20 protein-coding genes and 1 pseudogene are annotated in these 15,568 nt (G+C 51.7%); 9 read left to right on the top strand and 12 right to left on the bottom strand.

The window, feature by feature from the left end; translation table 11 throughout:
* Positions 1 to 34: 34 nt before the first annotated feature.
* The 3 genes from ACR0D7_RS10480 (at position 35) to ACR0D7_RS10470 (ending at position 2,193) form a co-directional block, all read left to right on the top strand.
* Positions 35 to 469 carry a helix-turn-helix domain-containing protein gene (locus ACR0D7_RS10480; RefSeq protein ID WP_480678966.1) on the top strand — a complete coding sequence of 145 codons (435 nt, stop codon included), beginning with the start codon at positions 35 to 37 and terminating at the stop codon, positions 467 to 469.
* A complete protein-coding gene (locus ACR0D7_RS10475; RefSeq protein ID WP_480678965.1) occupies positions 469 to 810 on the top strand; it encodes a hypothetical protein in 342 nt (113 codons plus the stop codon). Before ACR0D7_RS10480 ends, ACR0D7_RS10475 begins: the two co-directional genes overlap by 1 nt.
* 426 nt (positions 811 to 1,236) lie before the next feature.
* Positions 1,237 to 2,193, top strand: a complete 957-nt coding sequence (locus tag ACR0D7_RS10470) for a DUF4238 domain-containing protein (RefSeq protein WP_480678964.1) — start codon at positions 1,237 to 1,239, stop codon at positions 2,191 to 2,193.
* A 36-nt stretch (positions 2,194 to 2,229) separates the two neighbouring features.
* Here ACR0D7_RS10470 and ACR0D7_RS10465 read toward each other — a convergent pair whose 3' ends face one another.
* Together ACR0D7_RS10465 and ACR0D7_RS10460 are read right to left on the bottom strand one after the other, a co-directional pair.
* A complete protein-coding gene (locus ACR0D7_RS10465; protein ID WP_480678963.1) occupies positions 2,230 to 2,838 on the bottom strand; it encodes an NYN domain-containing protein in 609 nt (202 codons plus the stop codon).
* 626 nt (positions 2,839 to 3,464) lie between these two features.
* Positions 3,465 to 4,133: a hypothetical protein gene (locus ACR0D7_RS10460; protein ID WP_480678962.1), complete on the bottom strand. Its 669-nt coding sequence runs from the start codon at positions 4,131 to 4,133 to the stop codon at positions 3,465 to 3,467.
* Positions 4,134 to 4,635: 502 nt separating this feature from the next.
* On the opposite strand from ACR0D7_RS10460, the gene ACR0D7_RS10455 reads away from it, so the two are divergent.
* From ACR0D7_RS10455 to ACR0D7_RS10435, 5 genes are all read left to right on the top strand, one after another.
* Complete coding sequence (locus ACR0D7_RS10455) at positions 4,636 to 5,442, top strand: hypothetical protein (protein ID WP_480678961.1); 807 nt, start codon at positions 4,636 to 4,638, stop codon at positions 5,440 to 5,442.
* The gene (locus tag ACR0D7_RS10450; RefSeq protein WP_480678960.1) at positions 5,429 to 6,145 is read left to right on the top strand and encodes a pentapeptide repeat-containing protein; all 717 of its coding nucleotides are present in this window, start codon (positions 5,429 to 5,431) and stop codon (positions 6,143 to 6,145) included. Before ACR0D7_RS10455 ends, ACR0D7_RS10450 begins: the two co-directional genes overlap by 14 nt.
* Before the next feature lie 201 nt (positions 6,146 to 6,346).
* Entirely contained in the window at positions 6,347 to 7,411 is a 1,065-nt protein-coding gene (locus ACR0D7_RS10445; RefSeq protein WP_480678959.1) for a hypothetical protein, read from the top strand.
* Position 7,412: 1 nt separating this feature from the next.
* Complete coding sequence (locus ACR0D7_RS10440) at positions 7,413 to 7,841, top strand: type II toxin-antitoxin system VapC family toxin (RefSeq protein ID WP_480678958.1); 429 nt, start codon at positions 7,413 to 7,415, stop codon at positions 7,839 to 7,841.
* 85 nt (positions 7,842 to 7,926) lie between these two features.
* Positions 7,927 to 8,634: a BglII/BstYI family type II restriction endonuclease gene (locus ACR0D7_RS10435; RefSeq protein WP_480678957.1), complete on the top strand. Its 708-nt coding sequence runs from the start codon at positions 7,927 to 7,929 to the stop codon at positions 8,632 to 8,634.
* Between the two features lie 4 nt (positions 8,635 to 8,638).
* On the opposite strand, the gene ACR0D7_RS10430 is transcribed toward ACR0D7_RS10435, so the two are convergent.
* The 10 genes and pseudogenes from ACR0D7_RS10430 to ACR0D7_RS10385 form a co-directional block, all read right to left on the bottom strand.
* The gene (locus ACR0D7_RS10430; RefSeq protein WP_480679121.1) at positions 8,639 to 8,779 is read right to left on the bottom strand and encodes a helix-turn-helix domain-containing protein; all 141 of its coding nucleotides are present in this window, start codon (positions 8,777 to 8,779) and stop codon (positions 8,639 to 8,641) included.
* A 102-nt stretch (positions 8,780 to 8,881) separates the two neighbouring features.
* A pseudogene (locus ACR0D7_RS10425) lies at positions 8,882 to 9,487 on the bottom strand (MT-A70 family methyltransferase); the annotation flags it as partial.
* A 273-nt stretch (positions 9,488 to 9,760) separates the two neighbouring features.
* Entirely contained in the window at positions 9,761 to 10,072 is a 312-nt protein-coding gene (locus tag ACR0D7_RS10420; protein WP_480678956.1) for a hypothetical protein, read from the bottom strand.
* Positions 10,069 to 10,965, bottom strand: a complete 897-nt coding sequence (locus ACR0D7_RS10415) for a TrbL/VirB6 family protein (RefSeq protein WP_480678955.1) — start codon at positions 10,963 to 10,965, stop codon at positions 10,069 to 10,071. The genes ACR0D7_RS10420 and ACR0D7_RS10415 overlap by 4 nt, the downstream gene beginning before the upstream one ends.
* Before the next feature lie 2 nt (positions 10,966 to 10,967).
* Positions 10,968 to 11,204, bottom strand: a complete 237-nt coding sequence (locus tag ACR0D7_RS10410) for an EexN family lipoprotein (protein ID WP_480678954.1) — start codon at positions 11,202 to 11,204, stop codon at positions 10,968 to 10,970.
* A gap of 2 nt (positions 11,205 to 11,206) precedes the next feature.
* On the bottom strand, positions 11,207 to 11,911 hold the full coding sequence (locus tag ACR0D7_RS10405) for a TrbJ/VirB5 family protein (RefSeq protein WP_480678953.1): 705 nt from the start codon (positions 11,909 to 11,911) through the stop codon (positions 11,207 to 11,209).
* Positions 11,908 to 12,387, bottom strand: coding sequence for a hypothetical protein (locus ACR0D7_RS10400; protein WP_480678952.1), 480 nt, complete (start codon positions 12,385 to 12,387; stop codon positions 11,908 to 11,910). Before ACR0D7_RS10400 ends, ACR0D7_RS10405 begins: the two co-directional genes overlap by 4 nt.
* 7 nt (positions 12,388 to 12,394) lie before the next feature.
* Positions 12,395 to 12,610, bottom strand: coding sequence for a hypothetical protein (locus ACR0D7_RS10395; protein WP_480678951.1), 216 nt, complete (start codon positions 12,608 to 12,610; stop codon positions 12,395 to 12,397).
* A gap of 28 nt (positions 12,611 to 12,638) precedes the next feature.
* Positions 12,639 to 13,841 (bottom strand): MobV family relaxase, encoded by a 1,203-nt coding sequence (gene mobV, locus ACR0D7_RS10390; RefSeq protein WP_480678950.1) that lies wholly within the window; start codon positions 13,839 to 13,841, stop codon positions 12,639 to 12,641.
* 61 nt (positions 13,842 to 13,902) lie between these two features.
* Entirely contained in the window at positions 13,903 to 14,631 is a 729-nt protein-coding gene (locus ACR0D7_RS10385; RefSeq protein WP_480678949.1) for a helix-turn-helix domain-containing protein, read from the bottom strand.
* A gap of 472 nt (positions 14,632 to 15,103) precedes the next feature.
* Between ACR0D7_RS10385 and ACR0D7_RS10380 the strand changes: the two genes are divergently transcribed.
* Positions 15,104 to 15,505 carry a hypothetical protein gene (locus tag ACR0D7_RS10380; RefSeq protein ID WP_480678948.1) on the top strand — a complete coding sequence of 134 codons (402 nt, stop codon included), beginning with the start codon at positions 15,104 to 15,106 and terminating at the stop codon, positions 15,503 to 15,505.
* The last annotated feature ends 63 nt before the right edge of the window (positions 15,506 to 15,568 follow it).

The raw sequence follows: 15,568 nt of genomic DNA, 5'->3' as shown, positions 1-15,568 counted from the left end.
AAATGTAGTCACCGCAAGAAAAAAGAAGGTTGAGATGGCTATTAAGGGCCTAGGTTTGCGTCTTGCTGCTGTAAGAAGGGGTGAAAATCTCTCCCAGGAAGAGATGTCACAGCGGCTCGATATCAGCAGAAGCGCCTATCAGAACTACGAGCGTGATCAGCGCGACTTTACGGCTCAGTTGCTGTTGAAGGTCTTAGAGGAGTTCGCTGTCGACCCGCTATGGATGCTTGTCGGGGATTCCGACGATGGCAGAGATCCGCGCTCTGAAAAGTTGGCTAAGGACTACCGTGTGGTTGGAATATCTGTAGAACGCCGGATCGCCGATCGAGGCCTTCAAATCTCACCGGAGAAAAAGTGGGACGCAATTGAGTTTTTGCTCGATGAAATCCCAAATACTGATGACCTCGACAGTGACGTGGAGGGCATCGACACCACTAGGATAGACAGGATTTTAAGGTTAGTGAGCTGATGGATAGCAAAGAATTTTCAGGAGAAGTGAAGAACCTTCGCCCCCGCAAACTGCGCATATATAAAAATGAAGATGTCTCTAGAAAAGCCCATGGAGCTGCATGCCTACCTGCCAGCGGCAACAATGATGATGAGACTGCCCATACGGCAAAAGATCACGGAGAATTCACGACTGCGCAAATGTGGAAGATTGCCGGCGTTTTAGCGCTCGTGGTCTCATCGACGTGTTCTGTCATGATCGTTGGGACTGACGCATGGAAGTGGGACATCACTACAGCAACCTTGTTGGCAATAGCCTGTTTTGGTGTGACGGCCTGCGCGGCAAGTGAATCATTTCGCTAGTGCGTGTTCAAGTTAGGGTATCGCTAGGCAATGCGGTCTGCACTTGCAAAATCCCAACATACCGAGCACGTGGAGCCCATTTGGCTGTGCGTGCAATCTTGTTGAGAGTGTGCACAGGATCGATGCAGTCGTGCGCCCAGACTAGCAGTTTGAGCCCGTTGCCGACCTTCATAGGTGGCATGAGAATTGCACTTTCGGCAAGTTACAAACGGCGCATTGTTGTCATTGGGGAATCGCGCAGCATCGGTCAAAGTAGGCTCACAGCAGCCGTTATCTGCTGAGCGCTTCAACTGATCGAACGAGCCCTAACCGGTTACTCGGTGATCCTTGACTGTAGGCAAGTTCAGTAGTCGGTTTTACTCTGCACGGTTTCGACCAGATTCCAATCGTATCAATCACTAGAGGTGACAGTTAGGTGGCTTATCTATGAGTGATCCTGTCGATCATCACTATCTTCCGATTTTCTACCTAAGCCGTTGGGCGGAGAAGGATGGGAAGGTGTGTCGTTTCAGCCGACCTTATGGTGGCGAAGTGGTTGCAAAACGCGTCGTACCCAGAGGTACGGCGTTTGAAGAGCATTTATATTCGGCGCGCATGCCTGAAGGACCACCAAATCCAGAGATGGAAAAAGGGTTCATGTCTCGAATTGATTCCGAAGCGGCTGACGCGCTGAAACTGCTCGAAGAAGGATTGCCTGAATCCAATTGGAGGCCGCGGTTGAGGAGTGCATGGTCGCGGTTCGTTTGGGGGCTATCGATCAGAACGCCCTCTGAAATAACACAACTCAAGTCAACGGTTAAAGAAGCGTGGAGCGAGGCAACACCCGGCCTGCAAGAAGCATATGAAGCGAATCGCCCAGAGGGCGCACCTGAATGCGTCGATGACTACCTGTCTGCGCTTGATCCACACGAGGAAGACAAGTTGGCGCTAGGCATCGCTCGGCGATGTCTGGACCATCCTGGCATTGGCCAGATTATCAACAACATGCACTGGAATGTGCTCGACTTTGAGGACTGTGGCGTACCGTTGCTTACTACAGATCGTCCGGTATGGATGACCGAGACAATAGCTGACCCTGGGTCGTTCCTAATGATTCCGATAGGCTCAACTCGCCTGTTTGTAGCAACGCAAAAACCTGAAACCATGCAACGCCTCGTGGCACGGAACCGCCGCCAACAGGCGAAAGATGTGAATAGGATCAATGTTCAGCATGCGGTCAAATTCGTTTACGGGATCGACGACAAGATGAAAGCCTTTGTGCAGAAACACTTCGCGACTCGTCGGCATTCAACTCACATGGAGCGCTTTGCGGCCAAGCGTGGACACAGTATTGTCGCCGATAACAGCCCGCTTAGAACGTCTGGCAACACGGCTGAAGATTAAGACAGCGACTTCAAAACACTGTGCCAAAACTGGTGATCATGCCGGAGGGGCGTACTCGGTAGGGCGCAGAATAGTCTGATCACCAAGTGTAATCTGATCGGGCAATAGCGAAGTTTTCAATTTGCCGGTAGGAATAGCAAATAGGGCCCGTGAATTGCGGTTCTTTCGTTTGGGGGGCGCTACAATGTCAATAAGCTTGCCAGGGGCTTCACTTTTGGCAAGCTCTACGGCCTCATTCAAATCCGTATCAGCAGAGATTACTAGAGCACGATCAAACCTGTCCTTCAGTGCGTCTGCCATGAGATGTACGCCAATGTTGACGTCTGTTTCTTTCTCTTCGTGCGAGATCCATTCCACTCCGCAGCTTTTACAGGTGTTCTTTTTTTCCTTAAATCGGCCTTCGATGAACTCAACGTTCACGGCCAAAAGCGCTTTGACGTAGACTTGGTGACGACGATAACTGCCCTCGCGCCATTTTGCGTACGCAGAAAAATACTTGACGGAAGTGACCTCTTCTCCAGCGCGGACAAGCTTCTCTGACAAGGCCCACAGATCAAGCCATTTCAGATAGTTGCCGTTCAGTGCGTCAAGGGCGTGATACAAATTGAAGCCATCAACGTACACAGAAACTCGCTTCGAAGCCATAAACCACCTTCATATAAAGAAAAAGCCGCCCTTTCGAGCGGCTTATCCGATGGCGCGAACCCCACCGGTTGGATATCGGTTAAATAACTACGCTGTTGCGTATAGTCAACCCTTAGTAGAAGCCTTACCATCTGTTGCCTAAATTCACTTTGAATCAAGCAAGTTCGTTGTCGAGTTCGGCCCTCTTTGGTGGTTGCCGTTAGATTTTTTGCCCAACGCGCGATTTTTCGCGGGGTGCACGATCAACCTGCACCTTCAACTGATGGCCTCTCGTCGTTGCTTTATAGCTATAGAAGTGTTGGATAAAGCCTGCGCAAATTTGCCGTTCCCTGTTCTCGGTGCTGGGATCGAAGCGAAGGTCCGCTGTGTGGCCGTTCCCGCTAGGTAACCAGCGGCACGGTGATTGGCGGCCATCGGTCTGGATGCAAGAGCTTAACAGGCTTGGGCGGCAGCTTTATTGGGATTCATGCGGTAATTAACCGGGAATATGCAGCATTCCGCCCCAATGTGAGAGGCGTGCAATTTGACTATCTTCTAATAAGCCTTTTTTCACGGTTCATTGGCGTCTGGCATCCCCGGGCTTTGGTTGGTTGGCGCAATCAGCCCAATTCACAATCATCGTTTATTTAACCGTAGTTTCCCACCCAGTCAGGCGCTGGGCCGATGGGAAATGTCCATTCATAGCCCGTTTTCTTCTGTAGGCGGCAAAGTATTTTCGCCAAACGTTCATGCATATGCGCGTCTATGAATGAAATTAGTTCTTCCCATTCGTCTCTACCGCCAACGTAAAACCCAAGACTCATTTGAACCTCTACTCGGAAACTATTGTCATCGAAATCTACCTTGATGCCGCTCTTTACAGTCTCGTGGGAAGCGTTGTGGGCATACCTTTTGTTCCTGAGCAGTATGAGATCGTCGTGGATAGGCCTTAGGTGCTCTGGCAAACTGCTTCTCGAAACGCCACTTACGCCATTTCCGCTCGCGAAGAGGCGACCATAGGTCACAATGAATGCCGTTGTGAGAGTTTCTTGTTCCATCACGTCTTCAACCGTCGCCTCGAATTTGGAGGTTCTTAGACGGTGATAAATGTAGCTAAGACTTGATGAGGTCGGTATTGCATTGACGAGCCGAATAAGGCCTTGGATGTCTTTATCAGCGATCCGAAGTACATCCTGACCTTGTTGCTTACGGGCTTCTGCGGCCTCGCGATATTCTTTCGGAAGATGTTCAAAGAGTTCTTCAGGTACATAAATGAACTCATCATCTTCCCAAAGATTGTGTTGCTCTATTTGCATCGTGATGCACTCGCTTTCGATGTTAGGGCGCAATGAACTTATTGCTTTGGGAAACTGGAGGCTGACTACCGTTGGCGCAACCGAAAACAGTTGCCAGGGGCCAGTAAACCGACCGACTACGATGTTCCTTAGGTGCTCGAGTTTTGGTCAGTCGCCCACGGCCAATTTTTGCCAGAAAATTGTGTAGTGAGTACACATTTACAATGTTCATCGACGCGCGTTGGCGCGGCTCATTTTTTTTGCCGGGGCTGTCTGCCCCGGACCCCGAGGATATTTCTCGAAGGTGAGGGTGGGAAACGTCCTGATTGTATCGTCCTAAAACTGAAGAGTTAAATCAGATTTGAGCAGAAGCGGTATTGAACGATAACTGAGCGAAAAAGTGTAAGTATTTAGCAGTGTTACAGTTGCCACCATTCTCTTTTCGGTAGACACTTGCAGCCTGCAACACGGCCTCTTGCGTAAAGAAGTTTTCGCAAGAGGTATTTATCTACGAGAACCCTGGATGCCTGAATTAAACTATGTTGTTGAGAATTCATTAACCTCGCAATCTCTTTGTGAGCTTGTTCTGTGGAAGCCTCCTCAAGGTACTATTGCCGAAGCCATTCCACTGTCCATCGACTTAGATTTTGATGCGGAGGTCGTCCAGCTCCCCACGGTTTCATTTGGCGTTCGAGCAACGAGAGCCGACATTCACTTGCGAATGATTGACGCGGATTTGGTTCGCGGGTCGCGGCTGGGCGAGCATGTGCTTGATCAACAGATGACGGCGAACGTCACTCAAACCGTGAGGCACGCGATGGAAGCCGAGACCGGCGCAGAAGGTCGTATAGAGGTTGAAGTAAAGCCCAACATACTCGGTCGGCTCGCGGCTTCAGTGTTCTGGAAAAAGCGGCGGTCAAAGAAAGCCGAGCATGATCATATTGTTATGTCTTCAATGCGAGTTTCCCGGGTCATTCCGAGACCAAAAGGAAAATGGGCGGTAGTAGAGCCTGTAGCTCCTCACGTCTTGAATGGTAGATATGTTGGAAGCGACGGACAGATGGAAGTGGGGCCACTTTGCTTGCTTACAATGCGTGGGGCTGACTGTTTGGTCCAAATTGTTGTATCCGTAAACCGACAGGACTTAGACGTTGTACAGAACAATGTCGGAGCGCAGAACTCACGAAACAAGGAAGCGGTGATGGATGCGATGGCTAGGAGGGCGGTAGCTACCAATCAAACCACGGGTTTCGCGCTGCCTCCAAGTATTGGGCACGATGATATCGTACTTGCACGGTCAACTATGGAGATTTCCGATGGAAACGAATGACACGCACAATGCAGCGTTTTCGCTAGTCTCCGAATCTGAAAGTAATGTGTTCTCTGAACTAGTTGAGCTGTCCGGTCTAAGCCCCCAGACGGACTTTCAGCATTCTAGACTTTCGGGCGTGGATTTTGCCGGATCGAACCTATCGGCATTCAATTTTGATTACGCTGATCTGCGCGGCGCAAAGTGGAAAAATCGGTCGTCGGACCCGAATAGCTTGCGCTACTCCTTGCGAGGCAACGGGACTGACGAAGTTCGCGGAACTGACTTTGAGGACCTTTCCGCTATGGTTTTGTCCAAATCCACGTGGACGGAGCGTTTTTACGCATTTCGGCTACTGATCGACAATTGGGGTGAAAACCCTGAAACGGTGGAAGTTCTTTCGCAACTATTGCGAATGAAAAGTGGGACTTATCTACCTCTTTGCTCATTCATCTACTTTACGGCCTCCTACTTGAACGACGATGCGGCAAAGACGTGGTGTATCAACATGGCGAATGCTGGGCGGTCTCAGCTAAACATGTTTCGACTAAAAAAATTGCGTCAGAATGCTATCCAAAACGCAAAGTACTTTGACCGCGCCGCGCTGAAGCCGAGATATCCGAAAGACATGACGAAAAAAGACATAGAACCACTTCTGCGCGACCTGTCAGATGTGATGCAATCCTTATATCCTGCCGAAACAAGCAATTCTTGGCTTGACTGAAGTCCGCGGATCGCAACGAGGGAGCAGACAAATGAACGTCAGCTGTGTGTTTGACCTACCCGACCTGGGCATGGATACATGCCTCGACATACTGCATTGAATCGTCCCGATAGACCAAATGCTTATGATGCAGTAACAATCAATACAGAAAACCCGGTGGGTACTGACGTAATCCTCGATTGGATATGAACAAGGGGCATCATGCCTGACTATTCAGAAGACTGGCATCCTGGCAGTTTCACCAAGAATTTTGGTTGGGGGCGAGACGGTCGTGGCCTAGCAGAGTTACACAGAGCCATTAGAGTCGGGTTCGGTGGAGAGCACACTGACGTAAGCCGAAGTGGTTTCCGTGAGCGGCTAGAAGCGGAGAAAATCAACTTCTACATCCCCGCAAATTTTTTCCTATTCAACTATTCAGATGGGGCCGGGGATAGGATCGCGTTCGATGAACTTGTTTTTCAGGCGGTATCGTTTGATCATTCGGCTCACTTCGATAGGCTTGCGCTCTTTGCCTTCAACCTTTCTCTGGTAGGTGCTTGGCAAGGCGCGCGACAGTATCAGCGGCGGCCTGCCCTTTGGTCGAACCGATACATTGTCGAAAGGCTAGCTGGCACACATCAATGGGACGTTTCCAACGTAAATGCCGATGATATTCAGTCTTTCTTGGATGGTGACGAGCGATACAAAGCGAAGACATCTCGGAAGCTCAGCACCAATTTGAACTTTCTTTATCAAATTGGCGGGTTGCGCTCGATGGTGGCGGAAACCATTGAGCGGTGGTGGATGAATGCCTCATTTTTGGCAGCTGATCGGCTCTGCCGCCTTAACTATGCTCGCCGCTTGACGACTTCTTCGATTAGAGAGGCTCTTGATGAATTCGAATTCGCCTCACTTACCGGTGGGAAAAACTTAGAGAAGTCATATGCTCTCGGTCGCCTGTTGGAAATGTATGTATCTGTCGGCGGACCGGCCAGATTCGAACGTTCGGTAGAGGCCGTCAGTTCAGGCAAGACAAACGATCCTCGCCCGTATGGCTTGGTGGATAAAAAGCTTCCAAGAGCACCAAAGTCTCTCCCAGCGGGGGTGGTGAATACAATGGAATGGCTTGACGCTTCATACGAGCTGCTCGACCATGATGAACTGAAGACTTTCGACGTAGATTTGTTCGTCAGGGAGGCTTCAGTACGTGCACTCTCAAATATTCGCAACCGAGGTATCAAGCCTACAATGAGTTCGTCAGATCTCATGTCACTGATGAGAGGCTAACTTGGAACCGACCTCTGCATGTATGGACACGTCTGCTTTGATTGCGCTTCTTAATGACGATGAAGACGCACACGCTGCGGTACTAAGTGAATTTCAAAAATATAAATCAAGTGGCATGGTGTTTGTCACTGAGGTTGTATTTGCCGAAGCGTCGGCGGGTATGAACTCGGCGGAAGAGCTCCGCTTGGCCCTTGATGAACTTGGAATTGCCAATTTAAGCGCTGATGATGAAAGCCTTTTTTCCGCAGGCCAAGTCTTCAAAGAATATCGGCGCAGCAAAGGCACTGGAAAGAAGGATGGTGTTTTGCCCGACTTTATGATCGGCGCTGTGGCGAAGGGAAAAGGGGTCGCGCTGATCACACTCAACGACCGGGATTTTGTAAATAAATTTAGGGGCTTGGCAGTCGTCAATCCCACCAAGATTGAATGATAGAAAGAGAACTGAGAGAAAACTACACATCGTGCCTTCGTTAGTTGTCGACGTTGGTTTCTCTTGGCTGAATTAAGGAAGATGAATGTTTGAGACCTATACCTACGATGACCTAGGTGTAATGCCAAGCAGGGCACGAGATCACTGGTCGTTCATGGAAACGAACTCCGCATCTGCTGTCATGAAGGCCGTGTGCCCAGGGGAGTGGGATGATATTGTGAGCATCCTCTCTTCGTACCGACTGGAACCCCGGTACTGGCTTCGTGCGGGTGGCAACAGGGGTGACATAGCGGAACAGATCGACAACGCCTTTCACAAAAAAGGTTGGAGGGAAACTCGACTAGATCTGTCCACCAGGGGAATTCTGTTCTCAAAAGAGGAAGAAAAAATTGGAGAGCTGCCAGAGGTATACCAAAAAGGCTACTTGGTCGACAACTTCAAGAATAGGGTAGTTCTCGATGTTGAGTGGAACGCCAAGGATGGGAATTTGGATCGCGATTTATCTGCTTATCGCTCTTGGTACGAAGCAGGGGTGATATCAGCTGGTGTGATAATCACAAAAGATCGATTGCCGCTTCTCAGACTGGCTCGCCAGCTTTGGGCCGACTATCAAGAGACGCTACCCGAGGACGAACGCACCAAAAAGCTCCCAATCGACCTTACAACGTCGACGGTCACTGCATTTGACAAAGCTCAAATCAGAGTGAAGCGCGGAGTCATGGGTTCTTGCCCAGTGTTAATTGTGGCTGCAAATGAAACCACTTGGGATGGGACGCCCTATCCCGCTGGTTGAGCGTCTATTCTGCGGCCGGGGGGCGACCGCGTTTTCTCAAAGGCGTCTCCGCTAACTCAAGCAGCGATCTAACACGTTGAATCGGATAGCCTGTTTCAACTGCAAGATCCCTGATGCTCGCGCCTGCCTCATAACGAACCCCCATCTCTCGCCCAATTTCAGTCGCGACAGTTTCGGGGATTTTTTCACTAGAATGCAGCGGTGGAAACATCTCACCACCAGCATACCCTTTGTGCACTTGGCCGCGCGGTTCCACTTCCTCCGATGCCTCATCACCCCAAAGTGTCCATCCCTTCTGAGGGTGGCGGGCGAACATCTCCAAATAGGGGCCAGGTGAACAGGCTGTAATTAGGTCATACTGCTCATCCGGTTTGCGGGAGTGCTCACGCTTACGCGTTTCAATCATATTCACTTGTGACCTGGCTGGAGCGAGAGTGCGCATGGACCCTTTGACCCCAAACAAGAGAATTTCAGTTACATTCCGGAAGTAGAAGCCTACTCCACGACCATCAGGGCCACCATCTTTGCGTCGCTTTGCCCAAATAATGTTTGACACATAGCGGAATCCCCAAGCTTCCATAACAGCGAGGCCATCTGGCAGAAGCGCGTTAGGTACCCAAAGATAAAGATGTGCGTTCTTGGCGCAAACATCCGAAACAGGCAGAGCTTTGATTGCCTCAAGATCCATAGTTGAATAGCGGTCGAGACGGCGGTGTTCCGGAGCCACTTTGCCTGTACGGTTGGTGAAGCGCCAGGGCGGGTCCGCTAGTACGGTAGAGAACCCGCCAACTACTTTAGGCAGAGCTGGAGGTTGCGCTTCTGGCCGCAAAGGTTCTACTGTTTTTTTAGACATTCACTGCTCCCGGATCTTTTTTCAGATCTTTATAGTGTAGAGCTTAAAATGGCTAGTCTAAAAAAGCGGGCTTGCCAATTTAATGTATCTAGAGCTGTTTTTAGCGCACGAGTTACGTAGCTGACACTCACGACACTTTGAAAAGCCTACTTTCAAATTTTCCAAATAGCCGAGGCGCGGTGCAACAACCTGCATCCTCGCCTCAAAACAAGTCTTCGTCAATCAGACAGCCGACGCAATTCGGAAGTGAGCGGTACCGGTAGGTTACGAAACTCACTTATTGAACCGCTCCACAATTTCTGGAGGCAGTAAGTGCCGCCATTGCTCCGGCGTATTTTTCCAAAGCTCCTCGTCGGAAACGGGCTCCGTACTCACCTGCATCCGGCTTTCTGTGCCTGTCTGCGCATTCTCAACATCTATTCCCAACGATTTCAGCAATTCGCGAGTCTTAGCCTGGCCTTCAGGCGTCTCACCGTGGCGACGAAGCACTTCTTTCAATGCCTTAACTTTGGCTTTGGCTCTGGTTTTGGCTTCAGCCCCGTGAATATCAGCCCGGGTGAAACTAGGCCCGTTTTTTTCAGTCATTGTCTGTTTGCGCTCCCTGCTGGGTTGTTTCCATTTCTGCCACCCGGCAGGCGACGACCAAGATATCGTTCTGCACCTCTTTGAAGCGCACCTGTGGACGCCTGTGCACCCGCTGATAGCCCGGCGGCGATTGATGGCAGGAGAAAAAAGAAAATGATGCCGGTGACGGTGACGCCTGCGAAATAGAACATAGCCAGGGTCGCCGGAAGAATGTCTGTTTGCAGCACGGCCCGTTCCAGCATCAAGATGATGACGAGTGACAGGACGTAGATCAGCAGCTTGAAGATGAGAAAATTCAGGATCTGCCCCAGCCAGGAGAAGAACCAACCGCGTGTCACTTCAAACAAAGCGAAGCAGATGAAGATCGGTCCTATTGCGGCCATGATGGCAAGCCCGACCGTCGCGACTAGCGTGAACACAAAGGCTGTGCCGGACAGAATGACGCCGCCCAGGAACATCACGATCCCATAGTAAATTGGTCCAATGATCTTGCCCGCAAGGCCTTGTGAGACGTGATGCTGAAACACACGCTCGGCTATACCAACAGATTTGGAAAATACAGGGTCCGACGGCAGTTGCCCGGTGCCGGAACCCCCGGTCAACGCATCAACAAAGTTGGGCAGATCCCTGTTGATGACGTTGCCCACCCACGTAGAATAGTCCCCTGCGGATGAGACCAGGCTCCAAATGATCGCCAGTTTGATCCCACGAACGGCGAAGTCCAGAACAGGTTCCTGGATCGCACCTTTCATGATCCCAATGCCATAAAGGATGAGGTAGAGCGTCATTGCAGCTGTCAGAGGCGCAGTCAGCTCCGCCGACATGGTGCCCGCAATGGTGTTCGCCGTGTTGGTGATGGCGTCGATGAAGTCGATATAGAGGTTTTGCCACATGCTCAGTCTCCAAAGTACTTCTGAGCCGCATCGAGGTTCGCGTCGCTCTCAGCGAGGCTTTCGGCGGTCTGCGCATTGGTGCAGTTCGCATCAGCTTGGGCGGCGTTCAGCGTTTCACAATCAGCCAGCGTTTCAGCTCGTTCCACCGGGTTGTCGGTGAAGTAATCGACGGTCTTGTTTTCCTCTTCCTTGCACGCGGTAAGGACCACAAGACACGTCATCTTGACCCATCTGTTCATGCTCAGTCTCCGAAATACTCTTGGGCTGCGGCAATGTTCTGCTGGCTGTTGATCAGCAGGGTTTCCGTTTGCCGCTGATCCTCAACTCTGGTCTGGGCCTGTTGCAGCATGGCCAAACCCTGAATGCGGTTGGTGTCGTTCTGGAGCATCGCTGTCTCGACCTGGAGACGTGCTGACAGCGCATCAATCTCTTTCTGTGTCGAGGCCCCACCAATCGCCTGCCGCAGACGTTCCAGCCCGGCAAGGCGGTCATCTGCGGACTGAACGATGCGGTCGCCCAGAGCCGCATCACGGGCCGATTGCGCGCCGATACGGTCCAGTTCTTGCCGGTAGAACTCTTCGGCGGAGATATCGGCCGAGGTGACGCGCGTATGATCCAAGTATCGGCCCGCCGTGCCGGACAGGTCGCCCAAACCGTTGATGTCTACCTCAAGCAAGCTGGCAATCTCGGTAGCCTCCGGCCCCAGAAGTTCCCGCACATTCGGATCGTTGAGCGCGTTGGCGATATCGGCCATGTCGGTGATGCCATTGACTGAATCATATAGCCGTTTGGCCTCTTCCAGTTCTTTCACCATTTGGGCAATTTCTTGTGCGAATTGTTGCTTCGCATTCGCAATCTGGGTGGCATCGATCACAGGGACACCCTGCGCGAATGCAGGTTGCGCCAGAGCGATGGTTGCGGCGGCGAAAAAAAGATTCAGTTTCATAGTTTGTACCTTTTCAATTGTTTGATTGCGGTTCGGTGGCCAAGGTCAGCGGCATTGGCAATCCAGAGTCTTGCCTGGCTGTCTGCGCCTCGATCTGTGTAAAGCTCAGCCAATGCGAATGCCGCCTCCGGCATTCCATTGGCGGCGAGGGATCGCAGTTCGTCGGAAATCGCCATTGAACGCGCCCATGGCTTGATCAGTAGTTCGGTGATCAGGAGAACGCCGGCTAACGGGATCGAGAGCGCCACCAAGACCTGCAAATCATCAGCGGTAGGGGTGCATCCAATGGGCCAGCAACCACCCTGGCGACTGAGCTGAATCAAGCGGGGAACGGCGACAAGAGCGGTCCATGAAATGCTGACGATCCAGACGCATCGCATTACGCCCCGCCATTGCCCCCAAAAGCCATAGCCGCCACACAGACGCGACCAGGCCCGTGCCATCAGACGCAATCGCATCACATTGGTCTTGCTCATAACGCGGTCATTTCGGCGGGTTCGCATCTTGCAAGTAAACGCTGAGAAGATTTCGACGTTGACGCTGAGGCACAAACCAGTCGATGCGGAGTTTGCCTTTGGGTGAGCGATACCGCTGAGCAACGACCTTCTTCTGACCACCAATATCAGCCCAGAGAATTAGGTCGTCGGGCATTGCGGAAATATTGGGATTGTGCGCGGAAGCAGTTTGTTTTCTAAGCATTTTTATCTCCAAGAAATTGAAATTTGTTTTATCGTGACCGCCCTGGATCGTTGCGCTGAGGCGGCGCTTGCCCCAGATCGTCTCGGTGTTGGTCGGTCTGATCCGGTTTGCGGTCTGAATTTTCGCGATAGCCAAGACCCATGAGGCGCTGAGAAATATCCTTTTGGATTTCCTCGGCTGGTTTGACCTTCAAGCTTGTGATCGCCTCTGCAACCGTTGCCAGAGCCTCCTGCTCAATGGGTTTCATCTCACGCTCGAACGCGTTGAGAAGGCGTTCAACCGCATAGATCGTCGTCCCCATTTGCATGACGTGCTCGGCATCCTCGCGCGCCAGATCGCGCTCAGATTTCAAGGCGCGAAGCAGTGCTTCGTCCTGGTTTGCCTGCGTTCTTAGTTCCTCGATCAGAGCATGTGTGCGGTCGGTTGCGCCACGAACTATGGCGTTGACGGTGGAAGATATACGCTGACGGTACTCTTCGGCGGATTCGCCGCCGCGACCCATCATGCCGCCCTTTTGCCGAGCTGGGAGCTGGATGGTATCGGTCTCAGCGCGATTCAGCGCCGCGTAGTAGGATTTGACCCGTTGATGTGTCGCCTTGCTGCCCTGAACGCCCCGGATCAAGCCATGTGATTTGCCGACGCGCTCGGCAAAGTCGCTTTGCATTTTGCTCAGCTTTTGCGAACCGCCAAGAAAGTAGCGGGCATTCAGCTTGCCTCTCGCATCTTTGGGCATGACCATAGCGGTCAGGTGCGGTGTGGTCTCGTCCCGGTGGATAACTGCTGATAGGATATTCTCAGCCCCGTGTCGGGTTTTCAGCCAGTTGATACTCTTGGCAAAATACTCGTCTTGCTCTGACCGGCTCATACGCGCCATCGCGTCAGGACTGCCCGTGATCAGGTATTCGATACCGACAACCGCGTTTTTCCGCACTTTCTCAGGCGCGTTCGCTTTCCAAGCCTCCAAGACTTCCTCGCTATTATCAGGCCCGATAACCACTTGGTTCTGGGCTCGCCGTGCATCGTCCGCGTTTGGTGTTTCGCGTTCTCTGAACGTGTGTTGAAGGCTTGCGCCCATGTTTCCGAGCGTTTTGATCTTGGCCGTTCTTAAGATGACGAAACCACAGACGTTGTCGTCGCCAGCGGGCAGTGGCTTGCCGAAACCACCTCCGCCTTTCGTTTTGGTGACGCGCCGATGATAGGCTTCATCCAGCGCTGATTTCTCTTCCAGCATGTCTCTCACCTTCGGGAAACATCCTCGGGGTCCGGGGCAGACAGCCCCGGAATCTTTTCGCTCAGCCCGCCAAGCGCCGCTCGCCAACACTCTGCGCCTGGGCTATCGCTGCTCGAACAAACCGGAGCTGTGATTGCCATTCAGCGCTGCCCATTGGTGCAGGGGTGCGGGCGGGCAGCCAAAATCCGAGATGATGCTTGTGTGGGGACAAGGGCAGGCTGCGTTCGAGTGTCTGCATACCCGCGCATTCCAGTCGCTTATCCCAATCCCGAACAAAGCAGATGCCTCTTGGAACGAAGATCAATTGCTCGCTGCATGGTTGCGACGGATCGGATTGCCTTGCATCGGGCAAACCCGGGTCGACCGCAGCCTTTTGTTCTTGGGATTGTTCTTCCTCTATATAGGAAAGCTCACTGGTGACCGCTTTGTGAGTCACCAGTGACCCCTTTTCGTCATCGCAAAAGCTCGCTGGTGATCCCTTTTTCTTTTTGCGAAACGGGATGATTTTGCAGGGCGCGCGAAGGTCGTATTTGGTGAAGTTGCCTGCGCCGCGCCCCTCGGTGCGGAACAGCCAGCCGAGTTCGACCAGTTGACGGATACACCGTTTGATCGTCGCTAACGACAAGTTGCCGAGATATTCAACGAGGGTTTCCTGGGAAGGGCTCAGTTCGCCGGTTTTGTCATTTGCGAACTGTACCGCCAAAGCCGACGCTACCACCTTCGTAGATGAGTTTACCTCGCTGCATTGCATGACAGCTTTCAGCCACTCGAACCGATTTAGTTTAGCCATCGTGACCTCCTGCGATTGCAGTCAAGGCCGCGAGATGATATTGATTACCTGCAAACTTTTTGAATTGGCCGTTGACGCGGGTGGCAGCCCAGTCAGCGGCTTTTTGCTTTCTTGGGAACCGTGCGAGGTTCGTCAAAGCTCCAGAATGGTCAATGATTTCAGTGGGTGGAAATTTGAGGTTCGCCAGCTTAACCCTTTGATTTCTTTCTCTGCATGCAGTCCTGCACGGCTCACCACTTTTTTCAATAATAACAAAGACTTGCGCAAGCACACTCGAGCGATTGGCTCCAGCCGACGGCATACCGGAAGCAATACGGAAGCACCTCGATCAAGAAATGATAAGTTGCCTTAGTGTCACAGGCCCAGCATAGGGCCTGACGGCTTGGTAGCGGGTTTGTAGAGTCCCGTAGAAGGTTTTATTGAACACCATATTTTAAGGCCGGTTTGATCCTGCATACAATCTGGAGTTGCCATGTCTGATTTTATTGATCACACCCGTAGGTCCATTCTCGCATTGGCGGACACTCTGGAACCTGAAGAATTTTCCTTGGTTCCGACAAGCCGCAATCTTGTTGCGCTGGTGGATAAGAGATTTGCCAACCACGTGACCAAATACAATTGGTTTGCTGTGAAGTCTTATGAAGAGCATTTGTACGTGGTGGCGGATATCAGAGGCCAACGCATCTCGTTGCAGCGATTGGTGTTATCATTGGCGCATCCAGAAAAAACAGTTGCTGACTTCAAACAAGTATCATTCAAAAACAAGCTTAGCTTCGACTGCCGGTTGTCAAATCTGACTGACAGAGTTGGACGCCAATCAGTTATGCGCAACCGCTGTCCGTCGTCAGGGATTTTGGGACAGATGGCCGCCTGAGCTAAGAGAGGATCTGGCTCATCTGGTTTTTGTGATTATGCGGCGGATTTGCGGTGAAGCAAG

The sequence above is a fragment of the Ruegeria sp. BB7 genome (assembly GCF_056539365.1).
Note: the sequence above shows the minus strand (reverse complement) of the source record. Positions and strands in the feature narration are given on the sequence as shown.

What these genes read in the sequence shown, in the direction of transcription:
- ACR0D7_RS10395 (WP_480678951.1), bottom strand. Translation starts at nt 12,610, where the DNA reads ATGCTTAGAAAACAAACTGCTTCCGCGCACAATCCCAATATTTCCGCA.
- ACR0D7_RS10475 (WP_480678965.1), top strand. Translation starts at nt 469, where the DNA reads ATGGATAGCAAAGAATTTTCAGGAGAAGTGAAGAACCTTCGCCCCCGC.
- ACR0D7_RS10405 (WP_480678953.1), bottom strand. Translation starts at nt 11,911, where the DNA reads ATGAAACTGAATCTTTTTTTCGCCGCCGCAACCATCGCTCTGGCGCAA.
- mobV (WP_480678950.1), bottom strand. Translation starts at nt 13,841, where the DNA reads ATGCTGGAAGAGAAATCAGCGCTGGATGAAGCCTATCATCGGCGCGTC.
- ACR0D7_RS10420 (WP_480678956.1), bottom strand. Translation starts at nt 10,072, where the DNA reads ATGACTGAAAAAAACGGGCCTAGTTTCACCCGGGCTGATATTCACGGG.
- ACR0D7_RS10385 (WP_480678949.1), bottom strand. Translation starts at nt 14,631, where the DNA reads ATGGCTAAACTAAATCGGTTCGAGTGGCTGAAAGCTGTCATGCAATGC.
- ACR0D7_RS10410 (WP_480678954.1), bottom strand. Translation starts at nt 11,204, where the DNA reads ATGAACAGATGGGTCAAGATGACGTGTCTTGTGGTCCTTACCGCGTGC.
- ACR0D7_RS10435 (WP_480678957.1), top strand. Translation starts at nt 7,927, where the DNA reads ATGTTTGAGACCTATACCTACGATGACCTAGGTGTAATGCCAAGCAGG.
- ACR0D7_RS10450 (WP_480678960.1), top strand. Translation starts at nt 5,429, where the DNA reads ATGGAAACGAATGACACGCACAATGCAGCGTTTTCGCTAGTCTCCGAA.
- ACR0D7_RS10380 (WP_480678948.1), top strand. Translation starts at nt 15,104, where the DNA reads ATGTCTGATTTTATTGATCACACCCGTAGGTCCATTCTCGCATTGGCG.
- ACR0D7_RS10430 (WP_480679121.1), bottom strand. Translation starts at nt 8,779, where the DNA reads ATGGGGGTTCGTTATGAGGCAGGCGCGAGCATCAGGGATCTTGCAGTT.
- ACR0D7_RS10415 (WP_480678955.1), bottom strand. Translation starts at nt 10,965, where the DNA reads ATGTGGCAAAACCTCTATATCGACTTCATCGACGCCATCACCAACACG.
- ACR0D7_RS10470 (WP_480678964.1), top strand. Translation starts at nt 1,237, where the DNA reads ATGAGTGATCCTGTCGATCATCACTATCTTCCGATTTTCTACCTAAGC.
- ACR0D7_RS10400 (WP_480678952.1), bottom strand. Translation starts at nt 12,387, where the DNA reads ATGAGCAAGACCAATGTGATGCGATTGCGTCTGATGGCACGGGCCTGG.
- ACR0D7_RS10455 (WP_480678961.1), top strand. Translation starts at nt 4,636, where the DNA reads ATGCCTGAATTAAACTATGTTGTTGAGAATTCATTAACCTCGCAATCT.
- ACR0D7_RS10445 (WP_480678959.1), top strand. Translation starts at nt 6,347, where the DNA reads ATGCCTGACTATTCAGAAGACTGGCATCCTGGCAGTTTCACCAAGAAT.
- ACR0D7_RS10460 (WP_480678962.1), bottom strand. Translation starts at nt 4,133, where the DNA reads ATGCAAATAGAGCAACACAATCTTTGGGAAGATGATGAGTTCATTTAT.
- ACR0D7_RS10465 (WP_480678963.1), bottom strand. Translation starts at nt 2,838, where the DNA reads ATGGCTTCGAAGCGAGTTTCTGTGTACGTTGATGGCTTCAATTTGTAT.
- ACR0D7_RS10480 (WP_480678966.1), top strand. Translation starts at nt 35, where the DNA reads ATGGCTATTAAGGGCCTAGGTTTGCGTCTTGCTGCTGTAAGAAGGGGT.